This is a genomic window from Thalassospira sp. GO-4 (assembly GCF_023588965.1).
Taxonomy (GTDB): Bacteria; Pseudomonadota; Alphaproteobacteria; order Rhodospirillales; family Thalassospiraceae; genus Thalassospira; species Thalassospira povalilytica.
On sequence record NZ_CP097807.1, the window covers coordinates 2,208,511 to 2,229,218 of the forward strand.

The following is a 20,708-nucleotide window of genomic DNA, read 5'->3' on the forward strand; positions in this document are numbered from 1 at the left end:
GGTTATTTGCTCTTTTTGCGTCGCCAGTCCCCGCGTTGCAGGAACACAGCCACGATAATGATCAGCCCCTGAACCGCTCCGTTCAGATAGTTACTGATCGCATCCGTCAAATTCAGGATATTGCCAATGGTGGTCAGCATGATTGCACCAACAACCGTGCCCCAGATCCGGCCATAGCCACCCTTAAGCATCGTGCCACCAATGATCACTGCGGCAATCGCTTCGAGTTCCCAAAGAACGCCCGTGGAACTGGATGCCGATCCCAAGCGCGGCACATAGATGATGGTGGCAAGCGACACGCAAAGCCCCTGGATCACATAGGTCATGGTCTTGACCCGGTCGACATGGATTGCCGAATACCGTGCGACCTGCTCGTTTGATCCGATGGCAAAGCATTTGCGGCCAAACGGCGTCATGTTCAGCAACACATAGCCGGCAACCGCGACTGCAAAGAACACCAGAACCGGCACAGGAATGCCCAGAACATCGCCGTAATAGACCGGGCGATAGACACCGCGTACTTCGAAATCAAGCGACAGCGTCCCGCCATCAGCCATATAGGTCACAAGCGACCGGTAAATCCCCATGGTGCCAAGGGTGACGATGAAAGCTTCGATCTTGCCCTTGGTACTGACAAGCCCGTTGATCGCACCGGCCCCGACACCCAGAACAATGCTGAGCACAACACCGATCAGAACCGTTTCAATCCCGGCGCCAAGGGTTGCGACCAGCGTGTTCATCACAACAATCATCGCACCCGATATAAAGGCCGCCATCGACCCGACCGAAAGATCAATTCCACCAGCGGTAATCACAAAGGTCGCCCCGACCGCGATGATCCCGATAAAGGCCGCACGGGTAAAGATATTGGCAAGGTTGCCACCACTCAGGAACGCCTCGTTGATCGCGGTTCCCAGAATGAACAGGCCGACAAGGGCCAGAAACGGCCCCAATGCCTTGAAATCAATAGTGAACCCGCTTGAAGCCGATCTTTCGGTTCGCTCAAGGCTATTCATGAACAGACACTCCCTGCTTGCCTGAAATTCCTGTCGCATGCCGCATGATTTCATGTTCGTTGCGGTCGCTTCCTTCAAGAATGCCGGTAATGCATCCGGCTGCCATCACCGCAATACGGTCAGACAGGCCAAGCATCTCGGGCATTTCAGACGACAGGAGGATGACGGATTTTCCGCGATTGGTCAGATCGCCGATGAAATGATAAATCTGGCTTTTGGTGCCGATATCGATGCCGCGCGTCGGCTCGTCGATAATCACGATTTCCGGGTCGGTTTCCATGACCTTGGCCAGCAACAGCTTTTGCTGATTACCGCCGGAAAAATCACCGACCTTGGATTTGCGATCGGCGGCCCGGATGTCGAATGCTTCAATCGCGGTTTCAAGGGCGGCTTCCTCGGCCTTGCGGTCAATGATCACCCGCCCGAATTTCTCCAACGCCAAAAGGGTCAGGTTCGGGCGCATTTCCATATTCAAAAGAAGTCCGCTGCCTTTTCGATCCTTGGTCAGATAGGCAATCCCGCACGTCTTGGCATCCTGAAGACTGTTGATCGCGACCCGATTGCCATTGCGTTCGATTTGGCCTGAACTGCGTTCGCGAAGCCCGATGATCGCTTCCATAAGGGCGGTACGCCCGGCACCGACGATCCCGGCAAAACCAAGAACCTCACCACGTCTAAGATCAAAACTGGCGTCACGGACTTGCCCGTCCACCGACAGATTGCGCACCGAAAGCGCAACATCGCCCGCATGTCCGGGCGTGCGATCGGGGAACATCTGTTTGATGTCACGACCGACCATCAGGCGCGCCATATCATCCTTCTCAAGACCAGCGACCGGTTCGGTCGTGATATGGCGGCCATCGCGCAGGACCGTTACCCGGTCAGCAATGGCTTTGATTTCATCAAGTTTGTGGGAAATATACAGGATCGCGACACCCTGATCGCGCAGGCGCCTGATCTGGTCAAACAGGATATCGACCTCGCGCCCGGTCAGAACCGCGGTCGGTTCATCGAGGATCAGGATATCGGCCTTTTTCGAAAGCGCCTTGGCGATTTCGACCATCTGGCGATCAGAAACCGACAGATCGCGGATACGGGTTTTGGGATCAACATCACATTGCAACTGGCTCAGAAGCTTTGCCGCTTCCTGTCGCATCGTGGCTTTATCCAGGAACCAGCCACGCTTGATCTCGCGCCCCAGAAAGATGTTTTCTTCAACGGTCAGCTGTTCGGCAAGATTGAGTTCCTGATGGATCAGGATCACACCATGATTTTCACCGGCCTCGCTGTCATGAAAGGTGACTGGCGCCCCATCAAGAACAAGTTCGCCGCTGCTGGGCTGATGATAACCGGACAGGATTTTCACAAGTGTCGATTTGCCAGCACCGTTTTCCCCCAACAGCGCATGAACTTCACCGGCCATCAGGTCGATGGAAACATCAAAAAGGACCTGTGCCGATCCAAATGACTTGCAAATCTGCCGACCGGACAGGCGTGTGCGCACCTGTTGATCGGGATTAACGGCGTGAACGGCCGCATCCGTCATGAATGTATCCTCCCTGGCGTCGCATTTTTTGCGATCAGCTTTTGGCACCGCGTGCCGCGATAAATGCCCCGGCCGGGCGCATTGGGCGCCAACAGACCGGCCATTCACCTGAACTGGCGGTATTTATCACTGTGTAAACGTTTTCATTTTAAATGTAAACCTTTACATTTTCATGATTGTGACCAAAATCACCACCGACAACGATGTATCGAATGCCGCTGGACAGGTTTTATCGGGCGGAGTAGGAAGAAGCATGAGTGAAAAAATCGCGACGATTGAAGATGTTGCCCGCCATGCAGGGGTATCTATTGCCACTGTCAGCCGGGCCTTGCACAAACCTGATGTGGTTTCCGAAACCACACGTGAAAAAGTGCAAACTGCGATCGCCGCGACCGGCTATACCGCCAATGTCATGGCCAGAAACCTGCGCCTGAACCGTTCGGGCATGATCCTTTTGCTGGTGCCTGACATCGGAAATCCGTTCTTTTCGGCGATTCTGTCCGGGATCGAAAAAGGTGCAAGCCAGGCGGGCTATAATGTCCTGATCGGTGATACACAAAACGATCCCGAACGCGAAGCCACCTATGCCGCCTATCTGCGCAGCAATCAGGCCGATGCCATGATCCTGCTGAACGGGCGTCTTCCGGCATCGCTTGCCAATGCACCGGCCAATGCCACGCCGCCGGTGGTGGTTGCCTGCGAACGGATTCCGGGCTGCGCCTTGCCAACCGTGATCATTGACAATGACGAGGCATCCTTTATCGCCAACCGTCACCTGACAGAGCTTGGCCATACCCGCATCGCCCATGTCAGCGGCCCATCCACCAATATCCTGACCACGGACCGCGTTGCCGGATATCGCCGCGCGCTCGAAACCGCCGGCATTGCCCATGACCCGGCCCTGATTTATCGCGGGGATTTCTCGATTGATTCGGGTATTGCAGCAGGTCGGGCGCTTCTGGCCGATCCTGAAACCCGGCCGACCGCCGTTTCTTGTGCCAGTGATGGCATGGCCATCGGCGTGATTGTTGCTGCCAAGGAATATGGCCTTAGAATCCCCGAAGATGTATCGGTGGTCGGCTTTGACGACATTCCCCATGCCGCGGCCTATGATCCGCCCATCACCACCGTTCGCCAGCCGCGCCGCCGCCTTGGCGAACAGGCAATCAGCCTGCTTCTTGACCGTCTGGGATCAAAGGGGATGTTTGAACATCGCGAACCCGGTCCGGTCATTATCCCGACCGAACTGATCATCCGCCAAAGCAGCGGCCCTTGCCCGGCATCCTGACATATCAAAACGGATCACTGCCCGAACCGGTCAGCGATCTTTCATCGGCAGAACGCCCGATCAGTCACCGGAAATCTTTTTCCATTCACCAATGACCGCACGGGCATTGCCTTCGTGATCATGTCCGGACTTGGCACTTTCGGATGCAAAAATCTCGAACCGGATGCCATTGGGATCGCGAATGAAAAGACGCCGCGACTGTCCGTCATCTTCGTTGTGATAGACGACCTTGTGCTGGAACAGATGGTTTTGCCAGGCAATCACATCGCGTGGTGCGGCACAGCGCAACCCGATATGAAAAACGTCATCTGGCATATGCGGATCATCGGGATAAGGCCCGGTATCAGCCGGCCAGTCATAAAAGGACAATCTGGTCCCGTCAGGCAGCGCATAGGTAATCAGCAGATAATCGCTTTTCCAGGACGGGCTGTAACCGCTTTCGGCATGGACAAGCTTGGCCGCCAGCACCTTGGAATAAAAGTGGTCGGTTGCTTCAAGGTCGCGGGTTGGAAACGCAAGATGGTCTACACTGACTGCTGCAGGTTGCATGGTTTCCTCCGTCTTTGTGGGTCCCTACCGCCCCAACGCCCGTGATCGGAAAATGATCCGTCACGGGGTTTGCGTTTTGCCGGTGCATCGGGTTCCGGTCTGGCGGGGGTGCAGGCACACCCGTCCACGAACATTATTCCACCATCACCTTTACCGGCGTCACATTGCGGGGCCGCTCCGTTGGCGGGCGGGTCATGATCGATCAACCCATGCGCACCGCCCATAACTATCAGATAGGCAATGGCAAACCGAAATCAATGCGACCAAATACCAGATGCCCGCGCGCACGCATGACATATCCCGATGCGCGATACCCCGCGCAAAGCCGCCCTGCATCGCGAAAGTCCGGTGGGGCCGCCAACGAAATGCACATCAAAACAATAACATCGCCCCCAGGATCACCGCATCGCATCACGGCTAAGCACTTGGTTATTTTGGCGAATACACATCGGTCCGGGGTGTTTTGCAAATCCCGGCAGTGCCGTTACAATCATGTTAAACAGTTCGGACTTTGGAATGCGGTATTGACCACCCTGCCCCCCGCTGCTATTGGGTCGCGGCAGATACGCAGAAACACGCGCAGCCCTTATCGGCTGACTTTGGCAACAACTCAAATGACGGGGACGAAGTGATGAATGAATACAGTTTATCTGTCTCTGTCTATTGGATCACGCATCGTCTTGCTGATCACTAGTTGATCCGGTTGTTTTCCACCAGATTGGTGACTGCCCGAAACCCGGAAACTGGCGCAAACCGCCACGTATCGCGTTTCATCCGCATTTTCCCGTGACATAGTTGTAGAGAGCCGCCTATGCCCGCAACGCCCTATTATCTGATCGACAAATCCAAGCTGCTGCGCAACATGGAAAAGATCGCCTATGTGCGCGAACATTCCGGTGCAAAGGCGCTTTTGGCGCTCAAATGTTTTGCGACCTGGTCGGTTTTTGATTTCATGTCCGATTATATGGATGGCACGACGTCTTCGTCGCTTCATGAAGTCAAACTGGGTCGTCAGAAATTCGGCAAGGAAACCCATGCCTATAGCGTGGCCTATTCCGACAGCGAAATCGCCGAAGTCATCGAAAATGCCGACAAGATCATTTTCAATTCGATCAGTCAGCTGACCCGGTTCAGTGCTCAGGCATCGGGCATTGTGCGCGGCCTTCGCCTTAATCCGCAGGTATCGACATCAAGCTTTGATCTGGCCGATCCGGCGCGCCCGTTTTCGCGCCTGGGCGAATGGGATGTCACCAAGGTCGAAGCGGTGATGGATCAGATTTCCGGCTTCATGATTCACAATAACTGTGAAAATGCCGACTTTGATCTGTTTGACCGGATGCTTGGCAATATCGAGGAAAAATTCGGATCCCTTCTGTCGCGTGTTGAATGGGTCAGTCTTGGTGGCGGCATTCATTTCACCGGTGATGACTACCCGCTCGATAAATTCTGTGCGCGTCTTAAGGCCTTTTCCGAAAAATTCGGCGTGCAGGTCTATCTGGAGCCGGGCGAAGCATCGATCACCAAAAGCACGACCCTTGAAGTCACCGTGCTTGATACCCTGTTTAACGGCAAGAACCTGGCCATCGTCGACAGCTCGATCGAGGCCCATATGCTCGATCTTCTGATCTATCGCGAAAGTGCAAAGGTCCTGCCCAACAAGGGCGACCATCATTACATGATCTGCGGCAAGTCCTGCCTTGCCGGTGATGTCTTTGGCGAATTTGATTTTGAAAACGAGATCAAGGTAGGCGACCGTATCTCCATTCAGGATGCGGCCGGTTACACCATGGTCAAAAAGAACTGGTTCAACGGGGTCGGCATGCCGTCCATCGTGATCCGGGAACTGGACGGAACTGAACGCGTTATTCGCGAGTTCACTTTTGATGACTACGTATCGAGCCTTTCGTAAATCGAAAGCGCACTTTTCATAGCGAACCGGAGCACGGGTGCTCCACCTCTCAAAACAAGGGAGTTTTTGGCCCGACATGAAAAAGAATGTTCTGATTATCGGCGCAGGTGGCGTCGCACAGGTCGTAGCACATAAATGTGCGCAGCATAATGACGTGCTTGGCGATATTCATATCGCTTCGCGTACTGCTGCGAAGTGCCAGGCAATCATCGACAGCATCCATGAAAAGAAAAACCTCAAGAACCCTGGCGTTCTTGAAGGTCATGCACTTGATGCCACGGATGTCGATGCAACCGCCGCCCTGATCGAAAAAACCGGCAGCCAGATCGTCATCAATGTCGGGTCTGCTTTCATCAATATGCCGGTCATGTCGGCCTGCATCAAAACCGGTGTCGCCTATCTCGATACCGCCATCCATGAAGAGCAGGACAAAATCTGCGAAACCCCGCCATGGTATGCCAACTATGAATGGAAGCGCCGCGAAGAATGCGAAAAGGCCGGTACCACCGCGATCCTCGGTGTCGGCTTTGATCCGGGCGTTGTGAATGCCTATGCCAAACTGGCCGTCGAAGACTATTTCGACAAAATTGACTCGATTGACATCATCGACATCAATGCCGGCAGCCACGGCAAATATTTTGCCACCAACTTCGACCCGGAAATCAACTTCCGCGAATTCACCGGCACGGTCTATTCCTGGCAGGATAACGAGTGGAAATCGAATAAGATGTTCGAGATCAAAAAGATCTGGGACATGCCGGTGGTTGGCGAAAGCCAGACCTTCATGACCGGCCATGACGAAGTCCATTCCCTGTCCCAGAATCTTGACGTTCCGAACGTTCGTTTCTGGATGGGCTTTGGCGATCACTACGTCAATGTGTTCACGGTTCTGAAAAATATCGGCCTTCTGTCCGAACAGCCGGTCAAAACCGCCGAGGGCCTTGAAGTTGTACCGCTTAAGGTCGTAAAGGCCTGCCTGCCGGACCCGAGCTCGCTTGCACCTGATTACACCGGTAAAACCTGCATCGGTGATCTGGTCAAGGGTACCAAGGATGGCAAGGAAACCGAGGTCCTGATCTATAACGTGGCCGATCACAAGGACGCCTATAACGAAGTCGGAAGCCAGGGCATTTCCTATACCGCCGGTGTTCCGCCGGTTGCTGCCGCGATGCTGATCGCAACGGGCGAATGGGATGTGAAGAAAATGGCCAATGTCGAAGAACTTCCGGCCAAGCCGTTCCTCAACTTGCTTAATGGCATGGGTCTTCCGACCCGCATCAAGGACGCCAATGGCGACCGGGCACTCGACTTTTCCTAAGTCCGGGTGACATCAGAAATACAAAGAAAATGGCGGGTTTTGGCCCGCCATTTTTCATTTCAGCGATCCGAGAACCGCAAGACTTTCATATCGCTTGATATAGGGTTCATGAAACACCCGATCGACAAAGGCACTGTATTCTTCCATGTCACCGACCTGAATGCGCAGCACAAAGTCATGGGCACCGGTGACGTGATGGCACTGCACGACTTCGGGCATTTTGGCGAATTCTTCGCGCATCAGCATGTACCGGTCCGGGCGATCACGTTCCATGGTCAGCAGCACGATCACGGTCATGCGCTTGCCAAATACCTTGGGCGATACCACCGCAACATCACGTTCAATCACGCCGGTTTCACGCAAACGCTGAACACGGCGCAGGCATGCCGCCGACGAAAGCCCAACTTTCCCCGCCAGTTCATTGCCTGTCATGCGGCTGTTTTCCTGCAACAGCTCCAGCAGGCGATAGTCGAATTTATCGAGTTCCGCCACGTTTCGAATTCCCGGCTCGTGATGATGCCATGTTAACCCATCAATCGGGTTCGGCCCCTAACACCCTGTAACCAAACATGGCGCAGGCCGCAAACGAAAGAAAATCGTTTTTACAGAATTTTTGCGAAAATCTCGCACGAATTTGCGAAGTTTGCGCGCCAATTCACATAAGTCAGGCGTAAATTGTTTTCGGGTTCAGAGGAAACTCTGCCCCTTATTAGCAAACAAACTAGCGAGCCAGCATCATGCCAGCACAGTTTACGAATGACTCCCTCGTCGCCACCACCAATGTAGCGCCGGTTTCGGGCGCATCCATCTGGCGCTGGCTCGTCCTTTTGCCCCGCAAATGGGCCCATGCCCACAAGGTCGCGCGCGACACCGAAATGCTTCGCCATGCCCCGCGTGAACGCCTTGAAGATATCGGCATTGCCCGCAGCGACATTGACTTTGCCTGCGAACACGGCCACGCCCCGCGGTAATTCACATCCCCCCAAAAAAGATGGCAGACACGTGCCCCACACAGTCTGACCAACTAAAAAAGCCTGTCCATGCACACAGCATCGACAGGCTTTTTTTTTCTGGCAATGCGCGAACTGCCAAAACAGTAAAACCGCCGCTCTCCTTGCTGTCGGAACGCGGAAATTCCTGCCCGAAACACCCGTCGCGACCAGCCTGTTTTTGGCCATTTGGAGAAGTTGATCACCCTGTTCGCAGCCGACGGGAAATAGGTCAAATACCCGTTTACCGCTTGGTTACCTGCGCCTGCGTGATGATCGCCCATAACAAGCCAAAAGAGAGAGATGAGGCGGTCATGCAATATCAGCTTAAAATCAATGGCGAGACCCGCACCGTTGATGCCGAACCCGGCACACCGTTGCTTTGGGTTTTGCGCGATGAACTTCAACTGACCGGGACCAAGTTCGGTTGCGGCGTTGCCTATTGCGGTGCCTGCACCGTGCATGTGGACGGTTACCCGACCCGTTCCTGCCAGACCTTTGTCGAAGACGCGGTAGATAGCGAAATCACCACCATCGAAGGCGCAACCGACAAGGTTGCCCAAGCCGTCCAGGAAGCATGGCGTGAAAAAGACGTCGTGCAGTGTGGCTGGTGTCAGTCCGGTCAGATCATGTCGGCCATCGGTCTTTTGACCGAAAACCCGAAACCAACCGATGAGGACATCAAGGATTACATGAATGGCAATGCGTGTCGTTGCGTAACCTATGTCCGCATCAATGAAGCCATCAAGCTCGCATCCCAAAAGCTGGAGGCCTAAGTCATGAACATCAATGTTTCACGTCGCGGTTTCCTTAAGGCATCTGCTGCGGGCACCACCGCACTTCTGGTCGGGATCAATGCCAAGGGTGTTCTGGCCGCCGGTTCAACAGCGGCTGCCGCAACCGATCTCAACCCGTTTGTCAAAATCGATGCCGATGGCACCGTTACCGTCATCATCAAGCATTTCGAAATGGGCCAAGGCACGACAACCGGCCTGACCACACTGGTCGCCGAAGAACTCGATGCCAATTGGGATACGGTTGTTCCCGAATTCGCCCCGGCCGATGTTGAACGCTACAAGAACCTGTTCTTTGGTGCGCAGGGCACGGGTGGATCGACCTCGATCGCCAACTCCTTCATGCAGTATCGCGAAGCCGGTGCGGCTGCCCGCGACCTTCTGGTACGTGCTGCCGCCCAAAGCTGGGGGGTGGATGCAGCAACCATCACGGTTGAAAACGGCATGCTGTCATCGGGTGGAAAATCCGGTCATTTCGGCGAATTCGTTGCCATCGCCGCAACGCTTTCCCCTGTCGAAAAGCCCGCGGTCAAAACCCCTGATCAGTTCAAGCTGATCGGCAGTGACAAACTGCACCGCAAGGACAATACCGGCAAAACCAATGGCACCGCGATGTTTGCCATGGATGTCAATCTGCCTGGCATGATCTATGCCGCCATCATGCGCAGCCCGAAATTCGGGGGCACGGTGGTGTCATTTGATGACAGTGCGGCCAAGGATGTCGGTGGTTTTATCGCTGCACAGGTTCTGCCCAACAAGGCCGGCGTGGTTGCCTTTGGCAAAAATACCTGGGCGGCGTTTCAGGCCCGTGATGCCCTGTCGGTCGAATGGGATTTCAGTGCGGCGGAAACACGCAGCACCGATGCCATGATTGCCGATCATGTGGCATTGCTTGACGCCCCGCAATTTGATGCCAATCACGAAGTGCCGCTGGCCTCGGTTACGCCGATCCTTGAAGGGGCTGCCAAAACGATTGATGCACAATTCACTTTCCCGTTCCTGGCCCATGCGCCGCTGGAACCGGAAAACTGCACGATTGAGCCGGTTGGGGATGGTGTACGCGTCCATGACGGCTGCCAGTTCCCGACCCTGACCCGTCCGATGGTCGCCGCAACCCTTGGCATTGATCCGTCCAAGGTCGAGATCAGAACGCTTTATGCTGGCGGATCATTTGGCCGTCGTGCCAATGCGGCGTCGGATTACAATGTCGAAGCCGCCATGGCCTTTGCCGTTTCCGGACGCAAGGTTCCGGTCAAACTGATCTGGAGCCGCGAAGACGATATCAAGGGCGGCTATTACCGACCAATGTCGGCCCATCGTGCCAAAATCGGCCTTGATGCCGATGGCAAGATTGTCGGCTGGGATCATCGTCTGGCAACCAAATCGATCGCCAAGGGTGGCCCGTTCGAAATGATGGTTCAGAACGGCGTTGACCCGACCTCGGTCGAAGGGGTCGCCGAAAGTCTTTATACCCTTCCCAATATGGGGATCGGCCTAAGTGACTTTACCACCGCGGTTCCGATCAACTGGTGGCGGTCAGTCGGTCATACCCATACCGGCTTTGTCATGGAAAGCCTGATGGATATGGTCGCGACCGAAACCGGTCAGGACCCGATTGACATGCGTCTTGCCATGCTTGATCCGGCGGGTGCCAATCAGGCCCGCATGATCGAGGCGATCAAACTGGTCCGCGAGATTTCCGGTTGGCAAAAAGGCGACAAGCGCGGCTTTGCGGCCCACTTCTCGTTCAATACCTGTGTGGCAGTGGTTGCCGATGTCACGGTCGAAGACACCACTGTTCACGTCAACAAGCTGTTCATGGCGGTCGAATGCGGGGTTGCCATCAATCCCGATGTCATCCGTGCCCAGATGGAAGGCGGGGCGGGCTATGCCCTTTCAGCCATCTTCCGCAACGAAGTCACCCTGACCGACGGCGAAGTCGATCAGTACAACTTCCCGGACTATGAATTGCTGCGCAATCCGGAAATGCCGGAAATCGAAGTCGCCATTGTTTCATCGAACAATGCACCAACCGGTGTTGGCGAACCGGGCGTTCCCCCGACCGGTCCGGCTGTTGCCAACGCCATCTTTGCCCAAACCGGCAAACGGATCCTTGATCTTCCCATGACCAAGGCCGGTTTCGATTTCGTCTAAGGTATCGTCGGCATTGCCGGCATCGCTGCCCGGGGGACCAAATTTCTTCCCCTTCCCCGGCTCTCCGGGCAGCTCCCCTTTTATTGAAAGGGCGTGTGACTGATGAATAACCAACTTTCCGCCATGCTGTCGGCCTGGCAGGAAAACCGCAACAGCACCGAATGGGTGCTGGGCACGGTTTACCGCACCGAAGGATCGGCCTATCGCAAGGCCGGGGCCATGATGCTGATTAACGGGCACGGACAGCAGTTCGGCCTGCTGAGTGGCGGTTGTCTTGAGGCCGACATTATCCGCAATGCCCGCAAGGCCATGCTGACCGGTCGCCCGGTCATGCTGACCTATGACGGCAATGACGAAGACGACCTGTCCTTCAAGCTTGGTGTTGGATGTGGTGGCACGGTCCATATCATGCTGCAACCGGTCAGTGCCGAAAACGATCTTGGCCTGTCGGATTTGCACCGCGCCCTGACCCGACGCCAAGGCGGCCTTTATTTTCAGAAAATCAACGCAGTCGAAGGCTATTTCCAGACCGGTGAAATTCACGCCAACCCGCCCGCCCATATCGAAAATCGTATCGATGGCGACTGGCTGGTTACGCCGATTTCGCCCGAACCCCACATCCTTGTGGTGGGGGGCGGCATTGATGCCCGCCCGGTGATCGGGATTGCCCGTACCATGGGCTGGAAAACCACACTGGTTGACCCGCGCCCCGCCAATGCGCGGCCCGAGCATTTCCCGCAGGCCGATATGATCCTGCGCACTATTGACCGGGACCTTACGGCCTATGTCCGCGATCAGCGGGTCGATGCCGTTATCCTGATGGCGCATAGTGTCGGCATTGATGCCAATGCACTTGGCGTTTTGTGCGACACCCCGATCCGGCATCTTTCGGCCCTTGGCCCGCGCCATCGTTTTGCCGATGTGCTTGAACGGGCCGGACTTGAACGCCGTGATCTGGGTTTTGACATTTCAAGCCCGGCGGGCCTTGATATTGGTGGCCAATTGCCCGAAAGCATTGCGCTTTCGATGTTGTCGGGCATCCATCACGCCCTGTTCAAGCAACGCGCCGCACCGGCCATGGCGCAGGCTGCGGAATAAGACTGATGCATTCATGACCCCGCAGACAAATCATCCCGTGCCCAAATGCGCTGGCCTTATTCTGGCTGCGGGCGAAAGTGCGCGTTTTGGCGGCCGCAAACAGTTGGCTGACATTCATGGCGTTCCGATGATCCGCCACACAATCGATGCGCTTGCCAGTTTGCCAGGGCTTGATCGCTTTGTCGTACTGGGTGCTTTTGCCGATGAAATTCGCCCGGTCATTGGTACAGATTGCCATATCGTTGACAATCCGGACTGGGCATCGGGGATGGGAAGCTCGATCGCTGCTGGCATTAAGGCCATTGCAAAAAACGGGGATTATGACGCCGTTCTGATCGCGCTGTGTGATCAGGTCAGGTTAGGCCATGGCGATTATCGAAAACTGATCGGATTCTTTGACGGCGAACACATCATTGCCACGCGCTATTCCGGCGGCTTTGGTGTTCCGGCCCTGTTTCCGGCGCGTCTGTTTTCCGAACTTGCCACCCTGTCCGGGCCATCGGGGGCGCGCGCAACCCTGAACGGGGCGGATCATGACGTGATCGGTCTTGAACTTGAAGCCGCGCGTTTTGATATCGATACCCGTGACGATCTGAACGCCGTTCTAAGCATGCCCGCTGGCTCGACCGTATCTGGCAAGCCGGGTATTTCCGGCTGACCTGCGGGTGGAAATGCGCCATGGTAACCCTGCGCGCTGTTAACGAGATGACGTGAATGAAAGCAACCGCCAACATCATGGTCCTTCTGGTCGAGGACAATATGGATATCGCCGCAACCGTCAGTGACTATCTGACGATTGAGGGGGTCGAATGCGACCATGCCTATGATGGCGAAACCGCGTTCAAAATGGCCCTGACCGGGGAATATGACGTTATCTTGCTTGATCTGATGTTGCCATTTCGCGACGGCATCAGCATTTGCAAGGCGCTGCGCGATGAAGGGGTTGATACCCCGGTCTTGATGCTGACCGCGCGCGATACCCTTGATGACAAGATCGAAGGTTTCCACGCCGGTGCCGATGACTATCTGGTCAAACCGTTTGCGCTTGAAGAACTTTTGCTGCGGACCCGCGTTTTGTCACGTCGGCGCAGTGGCGAGGTAAAGCGTTTCTCGCTTGGGGACCTTCGGATTGATTTTGAAAACCGTTCGGTCGTGCGGGCCGGGCAAAATATCAACGTATCGCCAACCGGTTGGACGATATTGGAAGTTCTTGCGCAAAACAGCCCGCGCGTTGTCACCCGGTCGCGCCTTTCAATGGCATTGTGGCAGGGCGATCCGCCTGATACCAATGCGCTGAAAACGCATCTTTACAAATTGCGCCATCGGATCGACAAACCGTTCGAGCAAAATCTTATTCACACCATTCCGGGCCAGGGCGTGGCCCTGCGCGAGTAACTGTTATGTCGTCACCCTGCTGTGCCCCCAAGACCCGCTCCTTTTCGCGCTTTGTGCGCAATTACGTGTTGCTGGGTCTGATCATCACGCTGGTTCTGTATACCGCCGTGCTTAATTTCTACATGCTCTATGGCAAGTGGATGGTCGCAGCCTTTCAGCTTCAGCTGATTGCCGAACAATATGACGATCAGCTTCTTCGTGACCCGAATGCGCCCCTGCCCAAGGGGTTCAATATTGAATCCTTTGAAAATTTTGATCAGTTGCCCGCGGAATTGCGCGCCCATGTCACACCCGACGATCTGGAAACCGGCGAGCTTTTCTACATCAATACCGATCAATATACCGATCAGAAAACCCCGGAAAATCCGATCTTTCTGGTCTTTCCCCATCAGCTTGTCGATGGGCGCAACATCCTGATTTTGCAGACCTATCACGTGGGTGACGGTGACAGTGTGTTTTTCGAACGCCTGCATAATCTGGCATGGCTGTCTGTTCCCTTTGCCCTGATCGTGATCTGCATCTTTGCCTGGTTCCTGTGGATCATTGGCAAACGCCTGACCAAACCGTCCGAAGATTTGCAAAGCTGGGCCAATAACCTGACCGCTGACAACCTTGGTGCGCCGATCCCCGATTTCGGGTTCGAGGAACTGAATGACGTTGCCCACGAACTGCATCGGTCCGTTGACCAGATCGACAAATTCGTTGCCCGCGAACGCGAATTCCTGCGTCAGGCCAGCCACGAATTGCGCACGCCTGTCACCATCGTTTCGGGCAATGTCGAACTTCTGGAAAAAAGCCCGCTGAACACTACCCAGTCACGGGTGATGGCACGCATCAAACGCGCAAACCGCAACATGCAGCAATTGCTTGAAACGCTTTTGTGGCTGGGTCGGGAAAACGCGCCGCTGGGCGAAACCGAACATATCCATTTTTCAAGCTTTATCGAACAGGAAATCAGCGATCTTTCCTATCTGACCGAGGGCAAACACGTCACATGCCACTTCGTCCCCGATAGCCGGGAAACCGAAATTGCGACATCGCGTGCGGCCCTGATGATTGTGGTGTCCAACCTGATCCGCAATGCGTTCCAGCACACCCCAAAAGGCCAGGTCACCATCACCCTGACCGGCACCGAACTGACCGTTGAAAACACCATTTCGACCTGTAACGGCCAATGCACCACCCCGCAGGGCGAAGGCATCGGCTTGCAGCTTGTCCGGCGCATTTGCCAACGGCTGGACTGGCATTGCACATCGACACATCTGCCCAATGGCGGCATGTCGGTCAGCTTCGATCCCGGTGCCAGAACACTGGTCAAACCGACGCCCGAACTGTTGGAAAGCTAAGTCCATCTGCATTCCTTGTCACGGTATCGAAAAAACCGCGACAAGGTAACTGCCATCGCCTATCGTGATGTCATCATGGCATTTACCATTCGACAGCTTCAATATTTCGTCGCCGTTGCCGAACAGGGAACTGTATCGGGGGCGGCCCATATTCTGTCGATTTCGCAATCTGCCGTGACCGAGGCAATCAAGGAACTCGAAGCCGATCTTGGCGTCACCCTGTTTGACCGGCATTCGCGGGGCCTTAACATCACCCATAACGGGCATCAGTTCCTGCGCCATGCCACCACGATCCTCGCCAGCGTATCGGACGCCAAACAGGCCTTCGAAGACACCGCCAAGGCCGAACAGGGCGAATTGCATCTGGGCGTTACATCGCTTGTTGCCGGTTATGTTCTGTCTGACATTCTGGCCCGTTATCGCCGCGCCTATCCGCATGTGACGGTCAGTGCGATTGAAGATAACGGTGATTATCTGGAACATCTTCTGATTGGCGGGGAAATTGATGCCGCGGTCATGGTGATTTCCAACCTGCGCGATCGCCTTGCCCTGCAATCGGAAATTCTTGAAGTTTCCCCCTATCGCCTGTGGCTGCCACTTGGTCATCGGTTGGCCACCGCGCAAAGCATCACCCTTGATGATGTGACATCCGAACCCCTGATCATGCTGACCGTTGATGAAATCGAAGAAGCCACCGGCAAGCTTCTCGGCGCGCTTGGCACCCGTCCGCGGGTGGCATTTCGCACCAGATCGGTCGAGGCAGTACGCAGTCTGGTCGCCACCGGGGCGGGATTGTCGTTGCTGCCCGATCTGGTTTATCGCCCCTGGTCGCTGGAAGGTGACCGGATTGAAAGCCGCGATGTATCGGGCACCCTTCCGATGGTTCAGGTCGGCGTAGTCTGGCGCAAAGGGTCACCGCTTTCACAAGCCGCGCGCGATTTCATCGGATTGGCCCAGGCCCACCGCGCGACACGTCTGCGTTAAATCTACCAATCGCTTTGCCACCATACGCTTCAGTATGATATCGGAAAAACCGATAACGTATTTCTGATAAATGAAATTGTGAATGCTCAGGATCGGCGTACCCTTGGCTGCGGGAAATAAAAGTCACACGAATTGACGCCCTGCAACTGGGAGACATCACAATGAAATCGTTACTGAAATCGGGCACGTCCGTCATGGTCGTGCTTGCCTTTGCGGCCAGCCAGGCCGCAGCCGCCGACATGATGACCGAACTTGGCACCCCCGAAGGCAACGTGAATATCGTTGCCTGGCCGGGCTATATCGAACGCGGTGAAACCGATGCCAATTTTGACTGGGTGACATCGTTTGAAAAAGAAACCGGATGCAAGGTGAATGTCAAAACCGCCAACACATCCGATGAAATGGTCGCCCTGATGAACGAGGGCGGCTTTGATCTTGTCACCGCATCGGGCGATGCATCGCTTCGCATGATTGCCGGCAAACGCGTTCAGCCAATCAATACCGACCTTATTCCAAGCTGGAACACGGTTGATGACCGTCTGAAAAGTGCCCCCTGGCACACGGTTGACGGCAAACATTACGGCACGCCCTATCAGTGGGGGCCGAACGTTTTGATGTATAATACCGAAGCCTTCAAGGAAGCGCCGAAAAGCTGGGATGTTGTTTTCAAGGAAATGACGCTGGCCGACGGCAAATCCAACAAGGGCCGCGTTCAGGCCTATGACGGCCCGATCCATATTGCCGATGCGGCGCAATATCTGATGGCGCATAACCCGGAACTCGGCATCAAAAGCCCGTATGAGCTCAATGCCGATCAATATGCCGCCGCCCTTGATCTTTTGCGCGGACAGCGCGAACTGGTTTCGCGGTACTGGCATGATGCCTTCATCCAGATGGATGACTTCAAAAACGAAGGCGTTGTTGCATCGGGTTCATGGCCGTTCCAGGTCAACCTTCTGAAATCCGAAGGCCTTCCGATTGCATCGACCATCCCCGAAGAAGGTGTGACCGGCTGGGCCGATACCACCATGCTGCATGCCGATGCCGAAAACCCGACCTGTGCCTATCTGTGGATGGAACATTCCCTGTCCCCGAAAGTTCAGGGCGACCTTGCCGCATGGTTCGGTTCAAACCCGGCAGTTCCGGCTGCTTGTAAGGGCAATACTCTTTTGGGTGACGAGGGTTGTGCAACCAACGGCTTTGATGATTTCGACCGCGTAAGCTTCTGGCAGACCCCGGTTTCGAAATGTGAAAGTCAGGGTGAATGCGTCCCCTATTACCGTTGGGTATCTGACTATATCGGTGTGATTGGCGGTCGCTAAGACCTCCTTGTGACCAGACATGGTAGGGCGTCAGGTGTCTCGTACACCCGGCATCTGATGCCTGCCTGCTGAAATGTGCAATCGCTGCCAATCCGGGGGGCTTGGCCGTGCGATGGGCATCGGCCACGGTCACACATCACCCGATTGGGCGCCACCCGCCACCTCCCTTGCGACCCGAAGCCCGCCCTGCGCGGGCGGGCTTCAAACAACTGGTTTACCAATGACGACTGCAGTTTCCTTTTCCAGAGTTTCACGCCATTTCGGCGCGGTTCGCGCCGTTGATGATGTGGATCTGTCAATTGCCGAAGGCGAATTTTTCGCCATGCTCGGCCCGTCAGGATCGGGCAAAACCACCTGCCTGCGTCTGATTGCCGGCTTTGAGCAACCGACAAGCGGCCATATTGAAATTTTCGGCACCAAGGTCGAAAACGTGCCGCCCTATCGGCGCAACGTAAATACCGTGTTTCAGGATTATGCCCTGTTCCCGCATATGAACATCATCGACAATGTGGCCTATGGCCTGATGATCCAGGGAATGGGAAAGGCCGAACGTCATAAGGCCGCCAACGAGGCCCTCGAACTTGTCGCTTTGCCCGGTTATGGCGACCGTCGCCCGGGGCAGCTTTCCGGTGGGCAGCGTCAGCGCGTTGCGCTTGCCCGTGCCTTGGTCAACAAACCCAGGGTCTTGCTTCTGGATGAACCGCTGGGCGCGCTTGATCTGAAATTGCGTGAACAGATGCAGGACGAACTTAAAACCCTGCAACGCAAACTTGGCATCACGTTCGTCTTTGTCACCCATGATCAGGGCGAAGCCCTGTCGATGGCCGATCGGGTTGCTGTTTTCAATGACGGTAAAATCCAGCAGATCGGAAGTCCGCAGGATATCTATCAACGTCCGCAAAGCCGCTTTGTCGCCGATTTTGTCGGATCATCAAACGTACTTGAACCGGCCTTTGTCAAACAACTGACCGGCAAGGCCGCCTATGCCAGCCTGCGCCCCGAAGCCATCCGCTTTGTTCAGTCTGATGGCCACGCAGCAACCGTGACCGGAAGCAGCTATTTGGGCGGCACCACCCGGGTCGGGTTGGCGCTTGGCGATATGCGCATTAATGCCCTGATCGCTGCCGATCAGGTCGTGCCGCAAAATGGTGCCGCTGTTCAGATAAGTTGGCAGGAAAGCGAATTGCATTTGATGGAGGATGCCCAATGACGGCCGCATCCCCCGTCACAGAACCCGCGCAAGGTACGGCCATTCTGCCCGGTCAGGGCGGATGGACCGGATCGCTGTCAGACCGGTTCTGGCGCAATCCCAAACTGCTTTTGATCCTGATGCTGACCCCGCCGGTTCTGTGGCTTGGCATCATCTATCTTGGATCGCTGTTTGCGTTGCTGGCGCAAAGTTTCTTTTCCATCGATGAATTTTCCGGGATGGTTCAGTACGAACTGACGCTTAAAACCTATGGCGAACTGTTCCGTCCGGCCAATCTTGATATCATCATCCGCACCGTTTCCATGGCAGCCATCGTCACGGTTGCCGCGGCCTGTGTGGCCTTTCCGATTGCCTATTTCGCCGCGCGTTATGCACGCGGCAAATGGAAGGCACTGTTTTACATCGGTGTGATGCTGCCGCTTTGGTCAAGCTATCTGGTCAAGGTCTATGCCTGGAAACTGATCCTTGCCAAGGAAGGCATCCTGACATGGATTTTTGCCAAGCTGCATCTGACCTGGCTGCTTGAAGCGTGGCTGGCGATCCCGATCATTGGCGGTTATTCCCTGTCGGTCAGCTATACCGGGACTTTCCTTGTGTTCCTTTATGTCTGGTTGCCCTTCATGGTTTTGCCGGTTCAGGCTGCCCTTGAACGTGTCCCGGGAAGCTATATCGAGGCATCGGGTGATCTTGGTGCCACGCCGGGCCAGACATTCCGCCATGTGATTTTCCCGCTGGCCTTGCCCGGTATTGTCGCGGGGTCGATCTTTACCTTCTCGCTGACCCTTGGCGATTACATCATTCCGCAAATTGTCGGGTCATCGCGCCTGTTTATCGGTCAGGCCGTTTATGCCCAGCAGGGCACGGCGGGCAACATTCCGCTGGCCGCGGCCTTTACGGTCGTGCCGATTGTCATCATGGGCTTCTATCTTTGGGGTGCCAAACGCATGGGGGCTTTCGATGCGATCTGATGGAAAGCAACGCGCACCCTTTGCGCTTAAGGCAGCTGCCGGGCTTGGTCTTGCCTTCATGCATCTGCCCATTGCCCTGATTTTTGTCTATGCCTTCACGACCGAGGATAAATCCTATCAGTGGCCGCCCCCCGGTTTCACCCTGAAGTGGCTGGAAGTTACCTGGAACCGCCCGGACGTCTGGGATGCGCTGAAATTGTCGCTTCAGGTCGCAACCATTTCGACCGTGATTGCCATGGTTTTGGGAACGCTGTGTGCTGCGGCGGTATCACGCACCAAGTTCTTTGGCCGGGAAACCATATCGCTTCTGGTGATCCTGCCGATTGCCTTGCCCGGCATTATCACCGGTATCGCGCTTCGATCCGCCTTCAGCATTGCTGACATCCCGTTCTCGATCTGGACGATCATTCTGGGTCACGCGACGTTCTGTGTTGTCGTTGTCTATAACAACGCCGTCGCACGGTTCCGGCGGACATCGGGGTCGCTTGTCGAAGCATCGATGGATCTGGGGGCCAACAGTTTCCAGACATTCCGCCATGTCATCCTGCCCAATATCGGAACCGCCTTGCTGGCGGGCGGCATGCTGGCCTTTGCCCTGTCCTTTGACGAGGTGATTGTCACGACCTTTACCGCCGGTCAGCAATCAACATTGCCGATCTGGATGCTCGAAGAACTTGTCCGACCGCGCCAGCGACCGGTCACCAATGTAGTGGCGATGGTTGTGGTTCTGGTCACGGTCCTGCCGATCCTTGCGGCCTATTACCTGACCCGTGATGGCGATCAGGTGGCCGGATCCGGGAAGTAACAACGTAATAACGATAG

General features: G+C 55.4%; 19 protein-coding genes. 15 read left to right on the forward strand and 4 right to left on the reverse strand.

Annotation, left to right across the window (positions count from 1 at the left end; genetic code table 11):
- Positions 1 to 2: 2 nt before the first annotated feature.
- Both M9H61_RS10260 and M9H61_RS10265 read right to left on the reverse strand, forming a co-directional pair.
- On the reverse strand, positions 3 to 1,016 hold the full coding sequence (locus M9H61_RS10260) for an ABC transporter permease (protein WP_068516947.1): 1,014 nt from the start codon (positions 1,014 to 1,016) through the stop codon (positions 3 to 5).
- Positions 1,009 to 2,562, reverse strand: a complete 1,554-nt coding sequence (locus tag M9H61_RS10265; protein WP_250284938.1) for a sugar ABC transporter ATP-binding protein — start codon at positions 2,560 to 2,562, stop codon at positions 1,009 to 1,011. The genes M9H61_RS10260 and M9H61_RS10265 overlap by 8 nt, the downstream gene beginning before the upstream one ends.
- Before the next feature lie 253 nt (positions 2,563 to 2,815).
- On the opposite strand from M9H61_RS10265, the gene M9H61_RS10270 reads away from it, so the two are divergent.
- A complete protein-coding gene (locus M9H61_RS10270; RefSeq protein ID WP_068517016.1) occupies positions 2,816 to 3,850 on the forward strand; it encodes a LacI family DNA-binding transcriptional regulator in 1,035 nt (344 codons plus the stop codon).
- 60 nt (positions 3,851 to 3,910) lie between these two features.
- Here M9H61_RS10270 and M9H61_RS10275 read toward each other — a convergent pair whose 3' ends face one another.
- Positions 3,911 to 4,399 carry a VOC family protein gene (locus M9H61_RS10275; protein ID WP_068516949.1) on the reverse strand — a complete coding sequence of 163 codons (489 nt, stop codon included), beginning with the start codon at positions 4,397 to 4,399 and terminating at the stop codon, positions 3,911 to 3,913.
- A gap of 811 nt (positions 4,400 to 5,210) precedes the next feature.
- On the opposite strand from M9H61_RS10275, the gene nspC reads away from it, so the two are divergent.
- Positions 5,211 to 6,308, forward strand: coding sequence for a carboxynorspermidine decarboxylase (gene nspC / locus M9H61_RS10280; RefSeq protein WP_068516950.1), 1,098 nt, complete (start codon positions 5,211 to 5,213; stop codon positions 6,306 to 6,308).
- A gap of 76 nt (positions 6,309 to 6,384) precedes the next feature.
- Positions 6,385 to 7,626 (forward strand): saccharopine dehydrogenase family protein, encoded by a 1,242-nt coding sequence (locus tag M9H61_RS10285; protein ID WP_068516951.1) that lies wholly within the window; start codon positions 6,385 to 6,387, stop codon positions 7,624 to 7,626.
- 54 nt (positions 7,627 to 7,680) lie between these two features.
- Here M9H61_RS10285 and M9H61_RS10290 read toward each other — a convergent pair whose 3' ends face one another.
- Positions 7,681 to 8,118 carry an Lrp/AsnC family transcriptional regulator gene (locus M9H61_RS10290; RefSeq protein WP_068516952.1) on the reverse strand — a complete coding sequence of 146 codons (438 nt, stop codon included), beginning with the start codon at positions 8,116 to 8,118 and terminating at the stop codon, positions 7,681 to 7,683.
- 245 nt (positions 8,119 to 8,363) lie between these two features.
- Here M9H61_RS10290 and M9H61_RS10295 point away from each other — a divergent pair, with 245 nt between their 5' ends.
- The 12 genes from M9H61_RS10295 (at position 8,364) to M9H61_RS10350 (ending at position 20,691) form a co-directional block, all read left to right on the forward strand.
- A complete protein-coding gene (locus tag M9H61_RS10295; protein ID WP_068516953.1) occupies positions 8,364 to 8,597 on the forward strand; it encodes a hypothetical protein in 234 nt (77 codons plus the stop codon).
- 332 nt (positions 8,598 to 8,929) lie between these two features.
- On the forward strand, positions 8,930 to 9,391 hold the full coding sequence (locus M9H61_RS10300) for a (2Fe-2S)-binding protein (RefSeq protein ID WP_114113029.1): 462 nt from the start codon (positions 8,930 to 8,932) through the stop codon (positions 9,389 to 9,391).
- Between the two features lie 3 nt (positions 9,392 to 9,394).
- On the forward strand, positions 9,395 to 11,563 hold the full coding sequence (locus tag M9H61_RS10305; RefSeq protein ID WP_250284939.1) for a xanthine dehydrogenase family protein molybdopterin-binding subunit: 2,169 nt from the start codon (positions 9,395 to 9,397) through the stop codon (positions 11,561 to 11,563).
- Positions 11,564 to 11,665: 102 nt separating this feature from the next.
- Positions 11,666 to 12,661, forward strand: coding sequence for an XdhC family protein (locus M9H61_RS10310; RefSeq protein ID WP_250284942.1), 996 nt, complete (start codon positions 11,666 to 11,668; stop codon positions 12,659 to 12,661).
- A gap of 13 nt (positions 12,662 to 12,674) precedes the next feature.
- A complete protein-coding gene (locus M9H61_RS10315) occupies positions 12,675 to 13,319 on the forward strand; it encodes an NTP transferase domain-containing protein (protein ID WP_250284947.1) in 645 nt (214 codons plus the stop codon).
- 56 nt (positions 13,320 to 13,375) lie between these two features.
- Complete coding sequence (locus tag M9H61_RS10320) at positions 13,376 to 14,056, forward strand: response regulator transcription factor (protein WP_068516957.1); 681 nt, start codon at positions 13,376 to 13,378, stop codon at positions 14,054 to 14,056.
- A 5-nt stretch (positions 14,057 to 14,061) separates the two neighbouring features.
- Positions 14,062 to 15,402: a histidine kinase dimerization/phospho-acceptor domain-containing protein gene (locus M9H61_RS10325; protein ID WP_250284948.1), complete on the forward strand. Its 1,341-nt coding sequence runs from the start codon at positions 14,062 to 14,064 to the stop codon at positions 15,400 to 15,402.
- A gap of 75 nt (positions 15,403 to 15,477) precedes the next feature.
- The gene (locus M9H61_RS10330) at positions 15,478 to 16,386 is read left to right on the forward strand and encodes a LysR substrate-binding domain-containing protein (protein WP_068517017.1); all 909 of its coding nucleotides are present in this window, start codon (positions 15,478 to 15,480) and stop codon (positions 16,384 to 16,386) included.
- Positions 16,387 to 16,547: 161 nt separating this feature from the next.
- Positions 16,548 to 17,708, forward strand: coding sequence for an ABC transporter substrate-binding protein (locus tag M9H61_RS10335; protein WP_250284950.1), 1,161 nt, complete (start codon positions 16,548 to 16,550; stop codon positions 17,706 to 17,708).
- 220 nt (positions 17,709 to 17,928) lie between these two features.
- On the forward strand, positions 17,929 to 18,918 hold the full coding sequence (locus M9H61_RS10340) for an ABC transporter ATP-binding protein (protein WP_250284952.1): 990 nt from the start codon (positions 17,929 to 17,931) through the stop codon (positions 18,916 to 18,918).
- Positions 18,915 to 19,886, forward strand: coding sequence for an ABC transporter permease (locus M9H61_RS10345; RefSeq protein ID WP_068516961.1), 972 nt, complete (start codon positions 18,915 to 18,917; stop codon positions 19,884 to 19,886). The genes M9H61_RS10340 and M9H61_RS10345 overlap by 4 nt, the downstream gene beginning before the upstream one ends.
- A complete protein-coding gene (locus M9H61_RS10350) occupies positions 19,876 to 20,691 on the forward strand; it encodes an ABC transporter permease (protein WP_228194455.1) in 816 nt (271 codons plus the stop codon). Before M9H61_RS10345 ends, M9H61_RS10350 begins: the two co-directional genes overlap by 11 nt.
- Positions 20,692 to 20,708: the final 17 nt, after the last annotated feature.

Excerpts from the sequence above, each read along its gene's own strand:
- M9H61_RS10320 (WP_068516957.1), top strand. The coding sequence starts at position 13,376 with ATGAAAGCAACCGCCAACATCATGGTCCTTCTGGTCGAGGACAATATG.
- M9H61_RS10285 (WP_068516951.1), top strand. The coding sequence starts at position 6,385 with ATGAAAAAGAATGTTCTGATTATCGGCGCAGGTGGCGTCGCACAGGTC.
- M9H61_RS10275 (WP_068516949.1), bottom strand. The coding sequence starts at position 4,399 with ATGCAACCTGCAGCAGTCAGTGTAGACCATCTTGCGTTTCCAACCCGC.
- M9H61_RS10350 (WP_228194455.1), top strand. The coding sequence starts at position 19,876 with ATGCGATCTGATGGAAAGCAACGCGCACCCTTTGCGCTTAAGGCAGCT.
- M9H61_RS10265 (WP_250284938.1), bottom strand. The coding sequence starts at position 2,562 with ATGACGGATGCGGCCGTTCACGCCGTTAATCCCGATCAACAGGTGCGC.
- M9H61_RS10270 (WP_068517016.1), top strand. The coding sequence starts at position 2,816 with ATGAGTGAAAAAATCGCGACGATTGAAGATGTTGCCCGCCATGCAGGG.
- M9H61_RS10340 (WP_250284952.1), top strand. The coding sequence starts at position 17,929 with ATGACGACTGCAGTTTCCTTTTCCAGAGTTTCACGCCATTTCGGCGCG.
- M9H61_RS10345 (WP_068516961.1), top strand. The coding sequence starts at position 18,915 with ATGACGGCCGCATCCCCCGTCACAGAACCCGCGCAAGGTACGGCCATT.
- M9H61_RS10260 (WP_068516947.1), bottom strand. The coding sequence starts at position 1,016 with ATGAATAGCCTTGAGCGAACCGAAAGATCGGCTTCAAGCGGGTTCACT.
- nspC (WP_068516950.1), top strand. The coding sequence starts at position 5,211 with ATGCCCGCAACGCCCTATTATCTGATCGACAAATCCAAGCTGCTGCGC.
- M9H61_RS10300 (WP_114113029.1), top strand. The coding sequence starts at position 8,930 with ATGCAATATCAGCTTAAAATCAATGGCGAGACCCGCACCGTTGATGCC.
- M9H61_RS10305 (WP_250284939.1), top strand. The coding sequence starts at position 9,395 with ATGAACATCAATGTTTCACGTCGCGGTTTCCTTAAGGCATCTGCTGCG.
- M9H61_RS10295 (WP_068516953.1), top strand. The coding sequence starts at position 8,364 with ATGCCAGCACAGTTTACGAATGACTCCCTCGTCGCCACCACCAATGTA.
- M9H61_RS10310 (WP_250284942.1), top strand. The coding sequence starts at position 11,666 with ATGAATAACCAACTTTCCGCCATGCTGTCGGCCTGGCAGGAAAACCGC.
- M9H61_RS10325 (WP_250284948.1), top strand. The coding sequence starts at position 14,062 with ATGTCGTCACCCTGCTGTGCCCCCAAGACCCGCTCCTTTTCGCGCTTT.
- M9H61_RS10330 (WP_068517017.1), top strand. The coding sequence starts at position 15,478 with ATGGCATTTACCATTCGACAGCTTCAATATTTCGTCGCCGTTGCCGAA.
- M9H61_RS10315 (WP_250284947.1), top strand. The coding sequence starts at position 12,675 with ATGACCCCGCAGACAAATCATCCCGTGCCCAAATGCGCTGGCCTTATT.
- M9H61_RS10335 (WP_250284950.1), top strand. The coding sequence starts at position 16,548 with ATGAAATCGTTACTGAAATCGGGCACGTCCGTCATGGTCGTGCTTGCC.